The organism is Streptomyces sp. NPDC085944 (assembly GCF_040686295.1).
GTDB classification, from domain to species: Bacteria; Actinomycetota; Actinomycetes; order Streptomycetales; family Streptomycetaceae; genus Streptomyces; species Streptomyces salinarius.
The window spans coordinates 247,977-264,474 of sequence record NZ_JBFBJX010000012.1; the positions used below are offsets into that span (position 1 = coordinate 247,977).

The window sequence follows — 16,498 nt, forward strand, 5'->3', positions numbered from 1 at the left end:
TCGTAAGGGCGGCGTTGGCCGAGCCCGTACGGACGGGGCGGCTTTGCCATTCCTTTACAACCCGCTCGGCCCCCGCCTCGTCTCTCCGTCCGATCCGTCCCGCACCCCCACGCGGTGCGCCGACGCGCCGACGACGAGAGAGAGCGACCCGATGCGCCGAACCATCCTCAGTGCCGTGGCCCTGGCCTGCACCGCCGTACTGGCGGGCACCGCCCCCGCGTTCGCCGACGACCCCAGCCCGGCCCCCTCCGCCCCCGCCGAGAGCGCCCCGAGCTCCACCGCCGAACCGACCGAGGCGACCCCCGTGCCCTCCGTCAGCGTCCCGGCTCAGGAGCCGACCCGGGCACCGGCCCCGGCGCCCGCCGACGGCCAGGTCTCCGTCGTGCCCGAGGGCCCGGCCGACACCGGGGTGGCGGGTCCCGCGGACACGTCGGGCACCGACCAGGGGCTCGTCGGCGCCGGTGCCGGCGGGGTGCTGATCGCGGGCGGCGCCGTCCTGTTCGTCGTACGCCGTCGGCGGGCGGCGGCGACCGGCGCATGATCCGGCGCCCCGGCCGCGTCCTCGCGACCGCAGCCCTGGCCGTGCTGCTCGCCGGCTGCGGAGGGGCCCAGGGGGACGGCGACACCGCTCCCTCGGCGACCGCGACCCCCACCGCGCCGCGCGAGCGGGCACCGGCCGAGTCGGCGCGTCCCCTGGCGCGCTCGGTCCCGGTGGGGCTGCGCATCCCCGCCCTCGGGGTGGACACCCCGGTGATGGACCTGGGGCTGGCGTCGGACGGCACGGTGGAGGTCCCGCCCGTCACGGACGACGACCGCGCCGGCTGGTACCGGCACTCGCCGACCCCGGGTCAGGTGGGGCCGTCGGTCATCCTCGGCCACGTCACGGTAGGCCGGTACGGCGACGGGGTCTTCCGGCACCTCGCGCGGCTGCACCGCGGCGACCGGATCGAGGCACGCCTGCGCGACGGCACCGCAGCGGAGTTCGCGGTCACGGCCGTACGGACGGTGGAGAAGGCCGACTTCCCGACGGACGACGTCTACGGGGACGTGGCGGGGCCGGAGCTGCGGCTCATCACCTGCGGCGGCCCGCGCGACGGCGAGGAGTACCGGGACAACGTCATCGTCTTCGCCGAACTGAGCGCCACCAAGGGCGCGTAGCGCCCGCGGGCGCGCACCGCACTACCCTCACGACCATGGAGAGCGTTGAAACGGTCCCGTGACAGGGCGGCGTCCGAGCTGTTCGCCGCCCTGTATCCGCGCCTCGCCGGCTGGTGCCGCCGGCTCGTCGACGACGACGAGACGGCCCACGAGATCGCCTCGGAGGCGTTCACCCGGCTCTGGGCCCGCTGGACGTCCGTGGAGGAGCCCCGCGGCTTCCTCTACGTCACCGCCGCCAATCTGGTCCGGGACCACTGGCGCAAACTGGAGCGCGAGCGCCGGGCGGTGCGCCGGGTCACCGCGGAGGTCGCGGTGCGCCCGCACCCCGAACAGGCCGATCCCTCGGTGCGGCTGCTCGTACAGTCCCTGCCGGAGCGGTTGCGCGTGCCGATCCTGCTCCACTACTACGCCGACATGCCGATCCGGGAGGTGTCCGCGGCGACCGGGCGCAAGGAAGGAACCGTCAAGGCCGATCTGCACGCGGCCCGCGAACTGCTCCGCGTCCACCTGAGGAGAAGCCTTGATCACACGCCTTGAGGACGGACCGGACGACCGGGACGAGCCGGGGTTCGGACCGGACGGAGACGATCCGCTGCTGGTCCTGCTGCGTCCGGGCGCCGACTTCCTGGGCGCGCCCCCGGGCCGCTACGAGGCGATCCGCCGGACGGCGTCCCGCCGCCGCCTGCTGCGTGCCGCGGCCGGTGCCGCGGCGACCGCTGCCGTCGCCGCCCTGATCGTGCTGCCGCTGCAGTGGGCGTCCCCCGCCCCGCCCGCGAGCCCGGCGCCACCGCTGGCCCCGGCCGGTCCCACGCCGCAGGCCTCACCGAGTCCGGCCCCGACCCGCGACGCCGGCCGCACGCCCGGTCCGAGCCCCGAGCTGCCGACCGAGGCCCCCGCAAGGACCGCCGCCACGCCGTCGCCCTCCGCGCCACCCGCGTCCGCGCCGTCGGCCGAACCGGGCGACCGGCCCGTACGCCGGGCACCGTCGAGCGCACCCGGCGACGTGAGGCCCACACCCTCGACCCCCGGCCCCTCGGAGCACGACGGCACCGCCGGCGCGGCGGAGACGGCTGCTACAACAGGCCGATGATCTACCACGTGGTGCCGCTCGCCGACTGGAACGCCGACCCCGGCCGCCCGTACGCGCCCGCCTCTCTGACGGACGACGGCTTCGTCCACTGCTCGCCCGACGAGGAGACCACCCTCGCGGTCGTCAACGCGTACTACCGCGACGCGCCCCGGCCACTGGTGGCGCTGCTCCTGGACGAGGACCGGCTCACCGCACGGTGCGTGTGGGAGCCGGCCGACCCCGCCCCACCGCCCGGCGTCGCCGGGGGCACGCTCTTCCCGCACGTGTTCGGCCCCGTCGACCGCGCGGCCGTCCGGCGCGTGCTGGAGGTCCACTGGGACGACGGGGGCCGGGCCACCGGGCTGCGCTGAGTTCAGAGTTCCCGCGGCGTCGTGGGGTCGCCGCCGAGCAGCGCGGACGCCGTCTCGACCGCTGTGGCGGCGGGCGCCGGCGGCGCGGGCTCGGCGCCCGGGGCGGGGTGGCAGGTGAAGCCGAGGCGGGTCATCGCCCGGACCACCTCGCCGCCGGAGAAGTCGCGGCGGTCCTGCCGGGTGACGACCTCGCCCACCTGCTTGACGGGGTAGCGGCGGCGGCCGATCGTCACGGACTCACCGGTGACGGGCTCGGGCGTGACGCCCTTCATCGAGTCCACCACCCCGCCCTTGGTGAGGTCGAACGGGTACCGGGCGATGACACAGCGCATGATGCCTCCACAGGGGGAGGGGACGGACGGGGCCGTCCCCGGGGGTGTGCCGGAAGTGTCCTAGGCCGCCGTGCCGGTCGAGCCCGCCGCACCGCCGGTGGACTGGCGGCGCGGCCTGCGGCGCGGGGTGTCGCCGGTGGGCCGGCCCTGCCCGGTGCGGGACTGGGCGGCGCCCGTGCGGTTCGACGCGCCGGCCCCCTGCCCGCCGCCGCGTCCCGAGGAGCGGCCGCGGCGGCCGCGGGACGAGGAGCCGGAGCCCGAGGCGGCGCGCCGGGGGCGCTCCACCACCGGTGCGGCGATGACGACGGGGACTCCGGAGGGGGGCTGCGCACCGGTGATGCGCGCCAGCTCCGACTCGCCCGAGCGGACCGGGGTGACCTGCGGGGTGATGCCGGCCAGGGACATCAGGCGGGTCATGTCGCGCCGTTGGTCCGGCGTGACCAGGGTGACGACGCTGCCGGACTCGCCGGCCCGGGCCGTACGGCCGCCCCGGTGCAGGTAGTCCTTGTGGTCGCCGGGCGGGTCCACGTTGACGACCAGGTCGAGGTTGTCGACGTGGATGCCGCGGGCCGCGACGTTGGTCGCCACCAGCGCCGTCACCTGCCCGTCCTTGAACTGGGCGAGGGTCCGGGTGCGCTGCGGCTGGGACTTGCCGCCGTGCAGCCCGGCGGCGCGCACGCCGCTCTTCAGCAGCTGCTTCACCAGCCGGTCCACCCGGTGCTTGGTGTCCAGGAACATGATGACCCGGCCGTCGCGCGCCGCGATCTCGACCGTGGCGCGCTGCTTGTCCTCGTCCTGCACGTGCAGCACGTGGTGCTCCATCGTGGTGACCGCACCGGCCGACGGGTCCACGGAGTGCACCACCGGGTCGGTCAGGTAGCGGCGGACCAGCTTGTCGACGTTGCGGTCCAGGGTGGCCGAGAACAGCATCCGCTGCCCGTCCGGCGCGACCTGGTCGAGCAGCGCGGTGACCTGCGGCATGAAGCCCATGTCGGTCATCTGGTCGGCCTCGTCGAGCACCGTGATCGTGACGTCGCCGAGGGCGCAGTCGCCGCGGTCGATGAGGTCCTTGAGCCGTCCGGGCGTCGCGACGACGACCTCCGCGCCGGAGCGCAGCGCCCCGGCCTGCCGGCCGATCGACATGCCGCCGACCACGGTGGCCGACCTGAGGCCCACGGCGCGGGCGTACGGCGTGAGCGCGTCGGTGACCTGCTGGGCCAGCTCACGGGTGGGGACGAGGATCAGGGCGAGCGGACGCCGCGGCTCGGCGCGCTTGCCGGCCGTACGGGCCAGCAGGGCCAGGCCGAAGGCGAGCGTCTTGCCCGAGCCGGTGCGGCCGCGGCCGAGCACGTCCCGTCCGGCCAGGGAGTTCGGCAGGGTCGCCGCCTGGATCGGGAACGGCACGCTCACGCCCTGGTCGCCGAGCGCGGTCAGCATGCGGGCGGGCAGGTCGAGTTCGGCGAAGGTCTCGACGGCGGGCAGCGCCGGCGTGATCGTCTTGGGCGGGGCGAACTCGCCGCCCTGGGGTGCGGCGGCGGGGCGGCGGCCGGAGTTCTGCGGGCGGCCCGCCGAACGGGAGCGCCGGGGGCCGTCGCCGGTACGTCGGGAGCCGTCGCCGGAGCGTCGGCGGTCGTTGGTGCGTGCGCGGTTCATGGGGAACCTTCCTCGATACGGCACGTATCAAGGGAGACCCGCAGCGGACGAGCGGCGCAGGGAATCGCAAGAACGAGCCGGCCCGGTCGATTTCGGCTCGGCAGGCCGAGCGGACCGGGAGAATTGGTGAATACGGTGAACGCGGGGGACGCGTGGAACGCGGTGAAAACGAATGCGCGGGGCGGAATCCGTGCTCCCCGCGGGGCGCCGTGCGCCCGGAAACGCGGCGAGCTGGGGCCCGCACCCCAAGGTGCGGGCCCCAGCTGCGGAGTGCGCGAGAGCGTCAGGCCGGGGTGATGTTCTCGGCCGTCGGGCCCTTCTGGCCCTGCGCGATGTCGAAGGACACCTTCTGACCCTCGAGCAGCTCACGGAAGCCCTGGGCGTTGATGTTCGAGTAGTGGGCGAAGACGTCGGGGCCGCCGCCGTCCTGCTCGATGAAGCCGAAGCCCTTTTCGGCGTTGAACCACTTCACGGTGCCGGAAGCCATGTTTTCTCCTTCGGTACGGTGCTCGGAGTTCACCCTGTGTGTACTCCGGTCGCCGTGATGATCACCCCGTCGGAAAAACCTTCAGGCAACCACAACTGCAACTTCCCTCGACAGTAGCACGCCGTGATCGAGCGGGTGCCGGCGAAAATCCGGCCCGGGGCGGCCGTCCGGGAATATTCCCCGGCCGAGGGGCGATTTTCCCCGCCTGCGCGGCGGATAGCGCCGTGAGGGGGTGCGGTCACCCCCGTACCGAGACATAGGACACGTCGGTGCGGACGGGCGGTGCACCCGGCGCCCCGGTGGCCGAGGGGGCCGAGGGGGCCGAGGGGCGTGCGGCGTCCGGGTGCGTCGTCTCCCTCCGGGACACGGCGGCCGTGCCCCGGGGAGGGGGCGGGGAGTGGGTACGGCCGGGGTCGCCGAGTGGACACGGCACTTCGAGGACGAGCGCGAGCGCAGACGGGCGCAGGGCGACCCGGACTGGGCGCGGGGCGCCGTGCTGCACCGGGCGGTGTGGGCGGGCGTCCAGCGCTTCCAGGTCGGCGAGGACGGGGACGGCGCGAACCTCGTCGCCAAGGCCGAGCAGGCGGGCGACGCCGACTATGCGCGGGTGGTTCTGCTCTTCGTCGCCGAGGAGCAGAACCACGCCCGGCTCCTCGCCCGGCTGCTGGCCGCGGGCGGCAGGCCGACGCTGAGCGGCCACCGGAGCGACACCGTCTTCGTACGGCTGCGGCGGCTGCTGGGCCTGCGCACCGAACTGCTGGAGCTGATGATCGCCGAGGTCGTGGCACTGCGGTACTACCGGGCCCTGAGGGACGGCACCGACGACGCGCTGACCTCGGAGGTGGCGGGCCGCATCCTCGCCGACGAGCGGCGCCACGTCCCCTTCCACTGCGAGCGGCTGCCCGACTCGCTGGCCGGGCTCCCCGCCGTGACGCGCCGCCCCGTGCCGGCGCTGTTGGCGGCTGCTCCTGCTCGCCGCCACCGTGGTCGTCGCCGTGGACCACGGCGCGGGGCTGCGCCGGCTCGGTGTCGGGCGGCGCCGTTTCACGACCGACGTCATGGCCTCGTCCGCCGAGGTGGTCCGCGCCGTGCTCGCCCCGCGACCGGACGCGTGGACCGGCGCCGGCGGGGAGTGGGCGCCGGACGCCGGGCGGGAACACCGGTGACCTCCGGAAAGTGCGCTGCTATCCTCCAGCGGATCTTCGCGTGAGGCGACGTACCGGTTGGGGGGCCCACCGGTCGCCCGCGCGCATCCGGCCGTGTGCGTCCGTCCGTCGCCGCGGTCTTCTACAGGGGAGGGACCGTACCTTGCACCGTTCTCGTGTTTCCCGGCTGCGCCTGACCGTGGCGATCGCCGCCGTGCTCGCCACCGTGTCGGCCGGCGGCCAGGCCGTGGCCGCCCCGGCGTCCGCACGCGCCTCCGCGCAGGCCGCCGTATCCGCGTCCGCGCCGGCCTCCGCGCCCTTGTCCGCGTCCGCTTCGACGAACCTCGCCGCGACGGGGGCCGACGACACCCGGCAGGCGGCGGTGCCGTACCCGGCCGGCCGGAGCCAGTTGGCGGGCGTCGGCTCGACCGGGTTCCTGACCTGGGGCGAGGGTGGTGCCGCGGACGTGCTCTGGACCAGCTTCGCCGACGGTTCGACCACCGACCCGAGGGAGGGCCGGTCCGCCTGGGTCGCGCTGGGCGCCAAGGCGTCGGACGCGGTGGTGCTCCTCCTGTCCGACGGCCGCGTCGAGCTGCGCGACATGCGGACGAAGCAGTCCGTGATGGTCGTGGACCCGGACGACTTCGGACCCTCGGGTCAGTCCCTCGGCGCGGTCGGCACCACTCTCGTCGTCGGCACCGCGAACGACGCCGGAGGCCAGGACGTCCACCTCGTCGACGCGGTGGACGGCACACCGGCCGGGCGCACGGTGACCGGTCTGCCGCGGGACGCGGACAACCCGAACGTCGTCGCGGCCACTCCCGACCGCGCCGTACTGACGTACAAGACGGCGGACAGCTGGCAGTGGGCGCTGGTCGACCTGGCCGACGGTGCCGTCGTGCGGCGTCACGACACGGCCTCCGCCCCCGCCTCGGTCACCCTCTCCGAGACGCACGTGGCCTGGGCCGAGACGGACGCCCAGGGCAGGAGCCACGTGGTCGTCGCCCCGCGCGGCACCGGCACCGACCGGCGCTTCGCGATCGGGCAGGCGTCCGGCGACGTGCGGGTCGGCCTCGTGGGCGACTGGGTGACGTACGGCGTGAGCAGCGAACTGACGGCGCAGGACCCGGACCCGCTGTACGCCCTGATGGCCCGTCCCCTCGTCACCGGCGCCCCCCGCACGCTCCTCGACCACACGCGGCAGACGGCCACGGCACCCGACGGCACCCTCTACGTCAGCGGCGGCACGGCGGCCGGCGGCGAGGGCCTGTACCGGATCGTCCCCGGCGCCGACGGGGCGCCGGTCGCCACCCGCGTGGCGAGCAGCGGCGAGCCGACGAAGGTGACGCTGCTCGGGGACGACATCCCCGACGTGGTCGACCTCGACCGGAACAAGGGCCGGTTCCGCCTGGAGTGGCGCCTGTCCCGGGTCAACGTGGCGATGGACATCACGCTGCGCAACACCCGCACCGGCGAGGTGAAGCGGGCCGACGTGTACCCCCTGTCGACCGGGTACGGCGACCCGCACCGCGTCCGCTTCGACTGGGACGGCGACGTGGAGTGGAACGGCACCCGCGGCATGTACTCCGCCGCCGGAGCCGGCCCCTACACCTGGCGCATCGAGGCCAGGCCGCTCAACGGCATCGGCCCGGTGCTGGTCTCCTCGGGCACCTTCACGGTCGCCCGCGAGCCCGGCCTGCACGACTACGACGGGGACGGCGCCCCCGACGTCCTCGCGCGGGACACGGGCGGCCGGCTGTGGCTCAACGACACCTTCGACTCCCGCGAGCAGGACACCTACTTCCAGAACCCGGAGCAGCTCGTCGGCGGCGGCTGGAACGTCTACGACCGGATCGAGGGCGCAGGCGACCTCGGCGGCGCCCCGGTGAGCGACCTGGTGGCCCGGGACCGCTCGGGCGTGCTCTGGCTGTACCTCGGCAAGGGGGAAGCCGACTCCCCGTTCACCTCCCGCAGCCGGATCGGCGGGGGCTGGAACGTCTACCGGCAGATCACCGGCGGCAGCGACCTGAACGGCGACGGCCGGGCCGACCTCGTCGCCACCGACACCTCCGGCGCCCTGTGGCTGTACAAGGGCACCGGGAACTGGCGGTCCCCCTTCGCCGAGCGCGTGAAGATCGGCACCGGCGGCTGGGGCGCTTACGACCAGATCACGGCGACCGGTGACATCGCCGGGGCCCCGGCCGGTGACCTCGTCGCCCGCGACCGCTCCGGCGTGCTGTGGCTCTACCTCGGCTACGGCGACGGCCGCTTCGCACCCCGGACCCGGATCGGCGGCGGCTGGAGCACCTACGAGCACCTGGTGGGCATCGGCGACGCGGACCGCGACGGCCGGGCCGACCTGTACGCGACCGACGTGCGGCCGAACGACCAGGACCCCTACCTGTACAAGAGCACGGGCGCCTGGCGGACGCCGTTCGCGGGCCGCGCCGAGGTCTCCTGGTTCTTCATGGAGCGCCGGGACTACAACCTCTTCGCCTGACGCGGGCGGACAGCGGGGTCTCGCGGGGCCCCGCCGTCGGCCGTCCCGTGCACGGCCCGAGTCCGCCCGGCGGGAGGGCGTCTCGGCGGGGCGGGGCGGTCCGTCAGTTTTCGAGAAGCACCGCGGGCCCGGCCACTCCTACCTTCGAGGACATGAACTCCATCGACGCCGTCACCCTCGAAGTGGCCGACCCCGAGGCCGCCGCCCGCTTCTACTCCGACGCCTTCGGACTCGACGGGTCGCGGGTGCGCCTGTGCGCCTGCGACAGCCCGACGACCGGCTTCCGCGGCTTCACGCTGTCCCTCGTGGTGGCCCAGCCCGGCAACGTCGACGCGCTCTTCACCGCCGCGGTCGACGCCGGCGCCACCGTCCTCAAGCCCGCCGCGAAGTCGCTGTGGGGCTACGGCGGGGTGGTGCAGGCGCCGGACGGCACGGTCTGGCAGATCGCGACCTCGGCGAAGAAGGACACCGTCCCGGTCACCCGCGACGTGGAGGAGATCGTGCTCCTCCTGGGCGTCGAGGACGTCAAGGCCACCAAGCGCTTCTACGTCGAGCAGGGCCTGACCGTGGGCAAGAGCTTCGGCGGGAAGTACGTCGAGTTCGCCACCGGCCCGGGCGCCGTCAAGCTCTCCCTCTACAAGCGCCGTGCTCTCGCCAAGGTCGCGGGCGTGGCCGCCGAGGGCACCGGATCCCACCGTCTCGTCGTCTCCGGCGGAAGCCGCCCGTTCGCCGACCCGGACGGCTTCGCCTGGCAGCCGGAGCCCAGCCACTGATGGGCTAGTTTCCTGTGCATGTCATCACGGGAAACTCCGCGAATACCCAGGGGCGGGACGCGGACGAGACTCTGGGCCGTGGCGGGTGCGGCGACCCTCGCGTTCCTCATAGCCCTGGAGATCGCCGCGCGCCGCTACGGCCTGCCGGGGCCGATGACCAACCAGGCCGGGGAGTTGGTGTTCGCCCCCGCGTCGGGGCCCCTGCTCTATGCCGGTCTGGCGCTCACGATGGTGGTCCTGACCTGGCGGGAACGGTTCGTCGCGGCGGCCGCCGCGGTCGGCATCGATCTCGCCGTCGCGCTGGTGCGGTGGGCGGCGGACGCCCCCGCGTCCGGCACCCACACCTTCGGCAACGGCGCGCTGTGGGCGGTCCTGGGCTGCGGGGTCGTCGCCGTGACACGGCGCACCGGCCCGGAACGGATCCTCCTGCTGAAGGGCACCGGGCTCGGCCTCCTGCTGGTGGCCGGCCGCAAGACCGGCGACGCCTGGCTGCTGATCACCTCCAAGACCCGGCCGGACGTCCTCGACCCGTACGTGGCGACCGCCGACCACGCGCTGGGCAACCCGTCCTGGCTGATGGGCCGGGCCGTCGAGGCCACCGGCCCGGTCGGTGAGCACCTGCTGGACTGGGTCTACGCCCAACTCGCGGTGGCCGCGGCCGTCGTCGCCCTGTACCAGCTGCGCAAGGTGGGCGCCGAGCGCCGCTTCCCGCGCCACCACCTGGTCCGCGCCTTCCTGCTGATAGGTCTGCTCGGACCCGGCGTCTACATGATCTTCCCGGTGGTCGGCCCGGTCTTCGCCTACGGCACCGGTGCCTTCGGCACCGGCGGCGAGGAGTGGGCGATCGCCGACCTGTGGCCGCACACGCTGCCGCCGATCGGCGCGCCGCACCCCTTCACGTACGACGGGGTCACCCCCCGCAACTGCATGCCCAGCCTGCACACGGCGTGGGCGGTCGTGATCTTCATCCACTCCCGGAAGGGGCCGCGCGTCCTGCGCTGGGCGGGGGCGTTCTGGCTGGTCGCCACGCTCACCGCCACGCTGGGATTCGGCTACCACTACGCCATCGACCTCGTCGCCGGCGTGGTGTTCGCGGTCACCGTCGAGGCGGGGCTGCGCGCCCTGGACCGCGGCTGGGACCGGTCGGGGACCGTGCTGGTCGCCCACGGGGTGGTGGTGTTCGCCGCGATCCTGACGGCCACGCGCTTCGTACCGCTGGAGATGGCCCGCCACCCGTGGGTCTTCGGGCCGCTCCTGCTGCTGTCGATGGCCTCGGTGGTCCACGGCTACGTACGGACCACGAAGGGGTGGGAACCGGCGACCGCGGCGGCGCCGACGCGACCGGAACCACGACTCGAGGCGGCCTCAGACGGACTGAGACGGTCTGGGGCGGCCTGAGGCGGCCCGAGCGCCGCAGGACTGCTGAATTGCGAAAGTTGGCAAGTCGTTGGATGCTGGGGGCCCGGGTCCGCAGGTAGCCGCGGACCCGGTTCTCCTGTGGAGACGCGATGAGCCCCCTGCTCCAGTACCTGCCCCACCGGCACGTGCTCACCCTGCCGGCGACGCCCCCGGCGGTCCGGGTGGCCCGGGAAACCGCCGAGCGGGCGCTCGCCGAGTGGGGCGTGAACCCCGGGCACCGCGCCGTGGCACCCGCCCTGCTGATCCTCAGCGAGCTGGTCACCAACAGCGTCCGCCACGCGTCGCCGCTCAGCGAGCAGGTGACCGTCACGTACGCGGTCGGCGACGACTGCCTGGCCTTCGCCGTGCACGACCGGCACCCCCACCGGCCCCGGCTGAACGGCGCGGGCACCGGTGGCCGCCGGAGAGGGGGCCTGGCGACCGTCATGGAGCTCACCGGCGAGCTGGGCGGCACCGCGGTGGTCCGGGGCGACGGCGACGGCCGGGGCAAGAGCATCTGGGTCACCCTCCCCCTGTGACGTGCGCACCGGCCGGGTTCACGAGGCGCCGTAGCCGGTCAGGGGTGGAGTGCGCAGGGCGAGGACGGCCTTGTCGTCGTGTCCGTTGCCGGGCCGGTGGGTGACCAGGGCACGGCACAGCTCGTCGGGCGCGAGTCCCACCAGCCGGGAGGCGGTCACGGCCAGGGCGTCCAGGCCCCGGTCCAGCGGCTGGCCGGGGACCTCCACGAGACCGTCGGTGAACAGGACGACGGTGCTGTCCACCGGCAGCGGCCGACAGTGGTCGGGCCGCGGCAGCTCGGGCGCCACCCCGAGGGGGAGTCCGGGCTCCACGTCCAGGTAGTGCACCCGCCCGTCGGGCAGCAGCACGAGCGGCGGCGGGTGTCCCGCGCTGGACCACCGCAGCTGCCACACACCGTCGGCGGGCTCCAGCCGCGCGAGCAGCGCCGTCGCGACGGGAGCCTCGTCCAGGGCGGCGTTCATGATCCGGTCGAGCCGGGCGAGGGAGGTGCTGGGCGGGGCGCTCGGGTCGTAGTACAGGGCGCGCAGCATGTTGCGGATCTGCGACATGTCGGCCGCGGCCCGCAGGTCGTGTCCCACGACGTCGCCGATCACCGCCGCGCAGGCTCCGTCGGGCAGCAGCATGGCGTCGTACCAGTCGCCGCCCACGGCCGCGGGCGCGCTCGCCGGGCGGTAGGCCGCGCCGGCGGAGAAGGGCCGCAGGTCGGGCAGGCGGGGCAGCAGCAGTCGCTGGAACTGCTCGCTGCTGTGCTGGACCTGCTGGTAGAGGCGGGCGTTCTCGATCGCGACGCCCGCCGTGCCGGCCAGCGCGCGGATCACGCCCTCGTCGTGCCGGTCGAAGGGCCGGCCGTCCCTGCGTTCGGAGAGGTAGAGGTTGCCGTAGATCCGGCCGCGCACGCTGATCGCCACCCCGAGCAGGCTGCGCATCGGCGGATGTCCGGGCGGGAAGCCCGCCGACTCCGGGTGGTGCGAGATGTCCTTGACCCGCAGCGGCTCGGGGTGGTGGATCAGGTGCCCGAGCAGCCCCCTGCCCCTCGGCAGCTCCACGCCCTCCAGGTCCCCCAGCTCCTTGGCGGTGAGCCCCAGGGGGATGAACTCCTCCAGGAGCCTGCCGTCCTGGTCGAGGACGCCCATGGCCCCGTAGCGGGCGCCGACCAGGTCCATGGCGGTGCGCACGATGCGGCGCAGCACCGCCGGCAGCTCCAGCTCGCTGGTGATGTTCACCACGGCCTGGAGCAACCCCTGCAGGGTCCCCTGGGCGCGGGCCAGGGCGTGCAGCTGCTCGCCGATCCGGTTCAGGTCGGAGCTGAGCGGCAGGTCGAGGAGTGAGGCGTACGGCTCGTCCGGGCCGGCCTCGGAGCTCTCGTCGGCCGAGGTCGCTCCGTCCGGTGAGCGCTGCCGTTCCTCCGCCATCGCGCGTGCCTCGTTTCCCGCCGTGCGGATCGCCTTCCGCCCACTGTGGCCCGGCGGGCGGGCGGTCGCCGTCCGTCCGCAGCCGGTCGGAGTAACGCGGACCCGGCCGGGCGGGACGGAGTTCGCCCCGGCGGATTCGGCCTGACGGGTGGCTCGGGCGAGGATGGGCGGCATGCTGATGAGGACGGGACGGGCGCGACGCGCCCGGGGCGGGCCGGCCGGGGCGGGTCGCCGCGGCGCGAGAGAGCTGAGGGCACGATGAGCACGCCGCTGTACCAGTTGAAGGCCGAGTTCTTCAAGACGCTCGGCCACCCGGCGCGCATCCGCGTCCTGGAGCTGCTGAGCGAGCGCGAGCACGCGGTGGCGGAGATGCTGCCCGAGGTGGGGATCGAGCCGGCCCACCTCTCCCAGCAGCTCGCGGTGTTGCGCCGGGCGAACCTCGTGGTGTCCCGCAAAGAGGGATCGAACGTGTACTACTCCCTGACCAGCCCTCAGATCGCCGAGTTGCTCAGGGTCGCGCGCGGCATCCTCTCCGGTGTGCTCGCCGGGCAGGCCGAACTGCTCGCGGACCTCCGGGCCGGACAGCCCGAGCCGGGACCGCCACCGGCCTAGCGGCGCGGTGCCCGGTCATTTGTGGGCGTGTTCCCCCACGTAGAAGAGCAGCCAGAGGAAACCGGCGAGGAGATGCGTGCCGAAGATGTAGAAGCCCGCCCGCAGGGCGACACCGCGCTCGAACCGGCGCTCGGAGGTGTCGCGCTCGTCGCGTGCCCCGCCGCCCGACGACGGAACCGGCATCCCGATCACCTCTCGTCCGCCCGTGGGGGAAGTAAGGAGTCAAGCAATTGATGAATTGCAGAACTCTGCAAGTCCTTTCCACTGTACCCGCCTGCACGTCCTTGCGGGGTCGGGCCAGTACCTTGCTCCCATGCCTGATCTGAGCCCCTCCTCCCCCGCCGAGGCCTACGCGGCCCTCCTGCAGGGCAACGCCCGTTTCGTGAGCGGTGACCGCCTGCACCCCAATCAGGACGCCGACCGCCGGTCGGAGCTGGCACCGCGGCAGCGTCCGTTCGCGGTGCTCTTCGGGTGCTCGGACTCGCGGCTGGCGGCCGAGATCATCTTCGACCGGGGTCTGGGCGACCTGTTCGTGGTGCGCACGGCGGGCCACGTGGCGGGCGCGGAGGCGCTGGGCAGCGTCGAGTACGGCATCAAGGTGCTGGGGGCGCCGCTCGTGGTGGTCCTCGGGCACGACTCCTGCGGCGCGGTCACCGCGGCCGCCGAGGCCGTGCTCGGCGGTACCGCGCCGGCCGGCTACATCGGGGACGTCGTGGAACGGGTGATCCCGAGCGTGCTCGCGGCGCGCGCCCAGGGCGACGACGGGATCGACCGGTTCGTGGACGAACACATCCGCCGGAGCGTGGACGGCCTGGTGGGACGCTCGGCGCTGCTGGCGGACGAGGTCGCCGCCGGCCGGTGCGCGGTCGTCGGCCTGTCCTACCGCCTGGCCGGGGGGACGGTGAAGCGCGTGGCGGCCCACGGGCTCCCGGAGGAGGCGAACGGCACCCGTAGCGCCTGAGGCCACTCGCGCCTCCGTGGTGCCACTCGCGTCTCCATGGCGCCATTCATGGTGCCACGGTGGTGCACCTCGCTCTGTCGGGCATCTGTGCAGGTCGGAGGGGTGGCTGATCCCGTCCTCCCAGCTCCGGTGCCAGTGAGGCTTGCGTATGGCGCCATTGTGGTGCCATTATGACGTCATGGACCTCACTCCGTATGTCGACACCCTCCGGCGCGAGCTCGCGGTGGCTGCCGAAGCCGGTGGCGACGACGCCCGCGAACTGGCCGAGCGGCTCATCGCTCCGCTGGAGTCGGCGACCCGGCTGACCATGCTCAACGTGCTCTCCGCCGCCATGGACGAGATCACCCGCGAGCTGGCCCCCGGCTCGGTCGACGTACGGCTGCGCGGGCTCGAGCCCGACTTCGTGGTGACACCGCCGCCCACCGAGGGCGGTGGCACCGCGGAGCCGGCCGCGCCCGTCGAGACGCTCAAGGCGCCGGCGCCCGCCGATGTCGACGAGGGCGGCACCGCACGCGTCAACCTGCGCCTGCCGGCCCACCTCAAGACGCGCGCCGAGGAGGCCGCGAGCCGTGAGGGGCTGTCCGTCAACGCCTGGCTGGTGCGGGCCGTGTCGGCCGCGGTCGACGGCGGCGGCGGCGCCCCGCGTACGCCGGAGCGGGCGCGCAGCGTCGGACAGAGCTTCACCGGCTGGGTGCGCTAGACCCGGGGCCCGCGCCCGCACCCGCACTCGCACTCGCGCGCCGGAGAACCGCAGCACGGCGCTCACACCACGTCCCACCAGCGGGGACACCCCACGGACTCACGAGGACGGTACAGCCATGCCTTCTTTCGACACTCCCCGGCCGATCGCGGTGACCGCCCACGTGGGCGCCGGTTCCGTCCGGTTCACCGCGGGCGACCGGCTCGACACGGTCGTCGAGGTGCGGCCCGGCGACCCGAAGCGGGACAAGGACGTGCGCGCCGCCGAGCAGACCGAGGTCTCGTATGCGAGCGGGGTCCTGACGATCAGCACGAAGGAGCGCCGCTTCATCGGCCCCACCGGCGTCGTCGACGTGACGGTGGAACTGCCCGCCGGGTCGCGCGTCGACACCGTCGGCTCCTGGACCCAGGTTCTCGGCGAGGGCCGGCTCGGCGAGGTCCGGGTGAAGACGCCGGGCGGTGACGTCCGCCTGGACACGACGGGGCCGCTCCAGCTCACCGCCTCCCACGGCTCGGTCACCGTGGACCGGGTCGAGGGTTCGGCCGAGATCACCACCAGCTCCGGCAGCGTGCGCGTCGGCGTCGTCGAGGGCCCGGCCGTCGTGAAGAACTCGCACGGCTCCACGACCGTCGGCGTCGCGCACGGCGACCTGCGCGTGAAGAACGCCAACGGCGACATCAACGTCGGCCGTGCCGAGGCCTCGCTCACCGCCACCACCGCCCACGGCACCCTGCGGGTGGACGAGGTGGCCCGCGGCGAGATCCGGCTGGAGACCTCCTACGGCGCCATCGAGGTCGGCGTCCGCGAGGGCACGGCCGCCTGGCTCGACCTCCACTCGGGCGGCGGGCAGGTGCGCAACACCCTCGCCGCGTCCGGCAGTCCCGCCGAGGACGAGGAGACCGTCAAGGTCCAGGCCCGCACCCGGTACGGCAACATCGACGTCCGCCGCGCCAAGGCCTGAGCGCCGCGCTCGCCCTTCCGGCCGCCGCCGGTCCCGGTCGTCACCTCCGTCACCCCGTCATCACCTTCGTCATCCCCTCGAACGGGAGGGCTCCATGCCTTCATCTGTCATGCCCACGACCGTCTCGGGTGCGCAGGCACCCGCCGCCGTGTCCGCCGTGGGACTGCGCAAGTCGTACGGCGACAAGACCGTCCTCAACGGCATCGACCTGCGCATCCCGGCCGGGTCCGTGTTCGCGCTGCTCGGCCCGAACGGCGCGGGCAAGACCACCGCCGTCAAGATCCTCTCCACCCTCGTCCCGGCCGACGGCGGGCAGGCCCAGGTGGCGGGCCACGACCTCGCCGCCGCCCCGCAGGACGTGCGGGGCGCGATCGGTGTCACCGGCCAGTTCTCCGCCGTGGACGGTCTGATCACCGGCGAGGAGAA

The 16,498-nt window shown here is 74.2% G+C and carries 19 protein-coding genes and 1 pseudogene; 15 read left to right on the forward strand and 5 right to left on the reverse strand.

Features of this window, described 5'->3' with window-relative positions:
• The first annotated feature begins 151 nt into the window (after positions 1-151).
• From AB0P07_RS24360 to AB0P07_RS24380, 5 genes are read left to right on the forward strand one after another with little or no spacing between them, the layout of a single operon-like run.
• Positions 152-541: a sortase-dependent protein gene (locus AB0P07_RS24360; protein ID WP_365553861.1), complete on the forward strand. Its 390-nt coding sequence runs from the start codon at positions 152-154 to the stop codon at positions 539-541.
• On the forward strand, positions 538-1,158 hold the full coding sequence (locus AB0P07_RS24365; RefSeq protein WP_365553864.1) for a class F sortase: 621 nt from the start codon (positions 538-540) through the stop codon (positions 1,156-1,158). Before AB0P07_RS24360 ends, AB0P07_RS24365 begins: the two co-directional genes overlap by 4 nt.
• Positions 1,159-1,203: 45 nt before the next feature.
• Positions 1,204-1,695 carry an RNA polymerase sigma factor gene (locus AB0P07_RS24370; protein WP_061443493.1) on the forward strand — a complete coding sequence of 164 codons (492 nt, stop codon included), beginning with the start codon at positions 1,204-1,206 and terminating at the stop codon, positions 1,693-1,695.
• Positions 1,679-2,248 (forward strand): hypothetical protein, encoded by a 570-nt coding sequence (locus tag AB0P07_RS24375; protein WP_365553868.1) that lies wholly within the window; start codon positions 1,679-1,681, stop codon positions 2,246-2,248. The genes AB0P07_RS24370 and AB0P07_RS24375 overlap by 17 nt, the downstream gene beginning before the upstream one ends.
• Positions 2,245-2,598 carry a DUF952 domain-containing protein gene (locus AB0P07_RS24380; RefSeq protein ID WP_362281903.1) on the forward strand — a complete coding sequence of 118 codons (354 nt, stop codon included), beginning with the start codon at positions 2,245-2,247 and terminating at the stop codon, positions 2,596-2,598. The genes AB0P07_RS24375 and AB0P07_RS24380 overlap by 4 nt, the downstream gene beginning before the upstream one ends.
• Before the next feature lie 2 nt (positions 2,599-2,600).
• On the opposite strand, the gene AB0P07_RS24385 is transcribed toward AB0P07_RS24380, so the two are convergent.
• From AB0P07_RS24385 to AB0P07_RS24395, 3 genes are all read right to left on the reverse strand, one after another.
• Positions 2,601-2,930: an SCO5918 family protein gene (locus AB0P07_RS24385; RefSeq protein WP_365553872.1), complete on the reverse strand. Its 330-nt coding sequence runs from the start codon at positions 2,928-2,930 to the stop codon at positions 2,601-2,603.
• 60 nt (positions 2,931-2,990) lie between these two features.
• Positions 2,991-4,583, reverse strand: a complete 1,593-nt coding sequence (locus AB0P07_RS24390; RefSeq protein WP_365553875.1) for a DEAD/DEAH box helicase — start codon at positions 4,581-4,583, stop codon at positions 2,991-2,993.
• 283 nt (positions 4,584-4,866) lie between these two features.
• Positions 4,867-5,070, reverse strand: coding sequence for a cold-shock protein (locus AB0P07_RS24395; protein WP_365553878.1), 204 nt, complete (start codon positions 5,068-5,070; stop codon positions 4,867-4,869).
• 397 nt (positions 5,071-5,467) lie between these two features.
• Between AB0P07_RS24395 and AB0P07_RS24400 the strand changes: the two are divergent.
• The 5 genes and pseudogenes from AB0P07_RS24400 to AB0P07_RS24420 all read left to right on the forward strand — a co-directional run bounded on the left by AB0P07_RS24400 (position 5,468) and on the right by AB0P07_RS24420 (position 11,425).
• Positions 5,468-6,236: pseudogene (locus tag AB0P07_RS24400) on the forward strand (ferritin-like domain-containing protein).
• A 142-nt stretch (positions 6,237-6,378) separates the two neighbouring features.
• Positions 6,379-8,715 carry a VCBS repeat-containing protein gene (locus AB0P07_RS24405; protein WP_365553881.1) on the forward strand — a complete coding sequence of 779 codons (2,337 nt, stop codon included), beginning with the start codon at positions 6,379-6,381 and terminating at the stop codon, positions 8,713-8,715.
• Between the two features lie 152 nt (positions 8,716-8,867).
• Positions 8,868-9,488, forward strand: coding sequence for a glyoxalase (locus AB0P07_RS24410; protein WP_365553883.1), 621 nt, complete (start codon positions 8,868-8,870; stop codon positions 9,486-9,488).
• Between the two features lie 78 nt (positions 9,489-9,566).
• Positions 9,567-10,886, forward strand: a complete 1,320-nt coding sequence (locus AB0P07_RS24415; protein ID WP_365553886.1) for a phosphatase PAP2 family protein — start codon at positions 9,567-9,569, stop codon at positions 10,884-10,886.
• A gap of 110 nt (positions 10,887-10,996) precedes the next feature.
• Positions 10,997-11,425 carry an ATP-binding protein gene (locus tag AB0P07_RS24420; RefSeq protein ID WP_365553889.1) on the forward strand — a complete coding sequence of 143 codons (429 nt, stop codon included), beginning with the start codon at positions 10,997-10,999 and terminating at the stop codon, positions 11,423-11,425.
• Between the two features lie 18 nt (positions 11,426-11,443).
• Here AB0P07_RS24420 and AB0P07_RS24425 read toward each other — a convergent pair whose 3' ends face one another.
• Positions 11,444-12,838: a GAF domain-containing SpoIIE family protein phosphatase gene (locus AB0P07_RS24425; protein WP_365553892.1), complete on the reverse strand. Its 1,395-nt coding sequence runs from the start codon at positions 12,836-12,838 to the stop codon at positions 11,444-11,446.
• Positions 12,839-13,096: 258 nt separating this feature from the next.
• Between AB0P07_RS24425 and AB0P07_RS24430 the strand changes: the two genes are divergently transcribed.
• On the forward strand, positions 13,097-13,450 hold the full coding sequence (locus AB0P07_RS24430; protein WP_365553894.1) for a metalloregulator ArsR/SmtB family transcription factor: 354 nt from the start codon (positions 13,097-13,099) through the stop codon (positions 13,448-13,450).
• A gap of 15 nt (positions 13,451-13,465) precedes the next feature.
• Here the strand turns inward: AB0P07_RS24430 and AB0P07_RS24435 are convergent, their stop codons facing one another.
• Entirely contained in the window at positions 13,466-13,633 is a 168-nt protein-coding gene (locus AB0P07_RS24435; RefSeq protein WP_365553897.1) for a DUF6126 family protein, read from the reverse strand.
• Between the two features lie 130 nt (positions 13,634-13,763).
• Between AB0P07_RS24435 and AB0P07_RS24440 the strand changes: the two genes are divergently transcribed.
• From AB0P07_RS24440 to AB0P07_RS24455, 4 genes are all read left to right on the forward strand, one after another.
• On the forward strand, positions 13,764-14,411 hold the full coding sequence (locus AB0P07_RS24440; RefSeq protein ID WP_365553900.1) for a carbonic anhydrase: 648 nt from the start codon (positions 13,764-13,766) through the stop codon (positions 14,409-14,411).
• Positions 14,412-14,589: 178 nt separating this feature from the next.
• Positions 14,590-15,111, forward strand: a complete 522-nt coding sequence (locus AB0P07_RS24445) for a hypothetical protein (protein ID WP_365553903.1) — start codon at positions 14,590-14,592, stop codon at positions 15,109-15,111.
• A gap of 118 nt (positions 15,112-15,229) precedes the next feature.
• Complete coding sequence (locus AB0P07_RS24450; protein ID WP_365553906.1) at positions 15,230-16,072, forward strand: DUF4097 family beta strand repeat-containing protein; 843 nt, start codon at positions 15,230-15,232, stop codon at positions 16,070-16,072.
• Positions 16,073-16,166: 94 nt separating this feature from the next.
• Positions 16,167-16,498, forward strand: a 332-nt coding sequence (locus AB0P07_RS24455; RefSeq protein WP_365553909.1) for an ATP-binding cassette domain-containing protein, incomplete at its 3' end; no start/stop codon positions are given.

Excerpts from the sequence above, each read along its gene's own strand:
- AB0P07_RS24360 (WP_365553861.1), top strand. The coding sequence starts at position 152 with ATGCGCCGAACCATCCTCAGTGCCGTGGCCCTGGCCTGCACCGCCGTA.
- AB0P07_RS24365 (WP_365553864.1), top strand. The coding sequence starts at position 538 with ATGATCCGGCGCCCCGGCCGCGTCCTCGCGACCGCAGCCCTGGCCGTG.
- AB0P07_RS24380 (WP_362281903.1), top strand. The coding sequence starts at position 2,245 with ATGATCTACCACGTGGTGCCGCTCGCCGACTGGAACGCCGACCCCGGC.
- AB0P07_RS24385 (WP_365553872.1), bottom strand. The coding sequence starts at position 2,930 with ATGCGCTGTGTCATCGCCCGGTACCCGTTCGACCTCACCAAGGGCGGG.
- AB0P07_RS24390 (WP_365553875.1), bottom strand. The coding sequence starts at position 4,583 with ATGAACCGCGCACGCACCAACGACCGCCGACGCTCCGGCGACGGCTCC.
- AB0P07_RS24395 (WP_365553878.1), bottom strand. The coding sequence starts at position 5,070 with ATGGCTTCCGGCACCGTGAAGTGGTTCAACGCCGAAAAGGGCTTCGGC.
- AB0P07_RS24410 (WP_365553883.1), top strand. The coding sequence starts at position 8,868 with ATGAACTCCATCGACGCCGTCACCCTCGAAGTGGCCGACCCCGAGGCC.
- AB0P07_RS24420 (WP_365553889.1), top strand. The coding sequence starts at position 10,997 with ATGAGCCCCCTGCTCCAGTACCTGCCCCACCGGCACGTGCTCACCCTG.
- AB0P07_RS24425 (WP_365553892.1), bottom strand. The coding sequence starts at position 12,838 with ATGGCGGAGGAACGGCAGCGCTCACCGGACGGAGCGACCTCGGCCGAC.
- AB0P07_RS24430 (WP_365553894.1), top strand. The coding sequence starts at position 13,097 with ATGAGCACGCCGCTGTACCAGTTGAAGGCCGAGTTCTTCAAGACGCTC.
- AB0P07_RS24435 (WP_365553897.1), bottom strand. The coding sequence starts at position 13,633 with ATGCCGGTTCCGTCGTCGGGCGGCGGGGCACGCGACGAGCGCGACACC.
- AB0P07_RS24440 (WP_365553900.1), top strand. The coding sequence starts at position 13,764 with ATGCCTGATCTGAGCCCCTCCTCCCCCGCCGAGGCCTACGCGGCCCTC.
- AB0P07_RS24445 (WP_365553903.1), top strand. The coding sequence starts at position 14,590 with ATGGACCTCACTCCGTATGTCGACACCCTCCGGCGCGAGCTCGCGGTG.
- AB0P07_RS24450 (WP_365553906.1), top strand. The coding sequence starts at position 15,230 with ATGCCTTCTTTCGACACTCCCCGGCCGATCGCGGTGACCGCCCACGTG.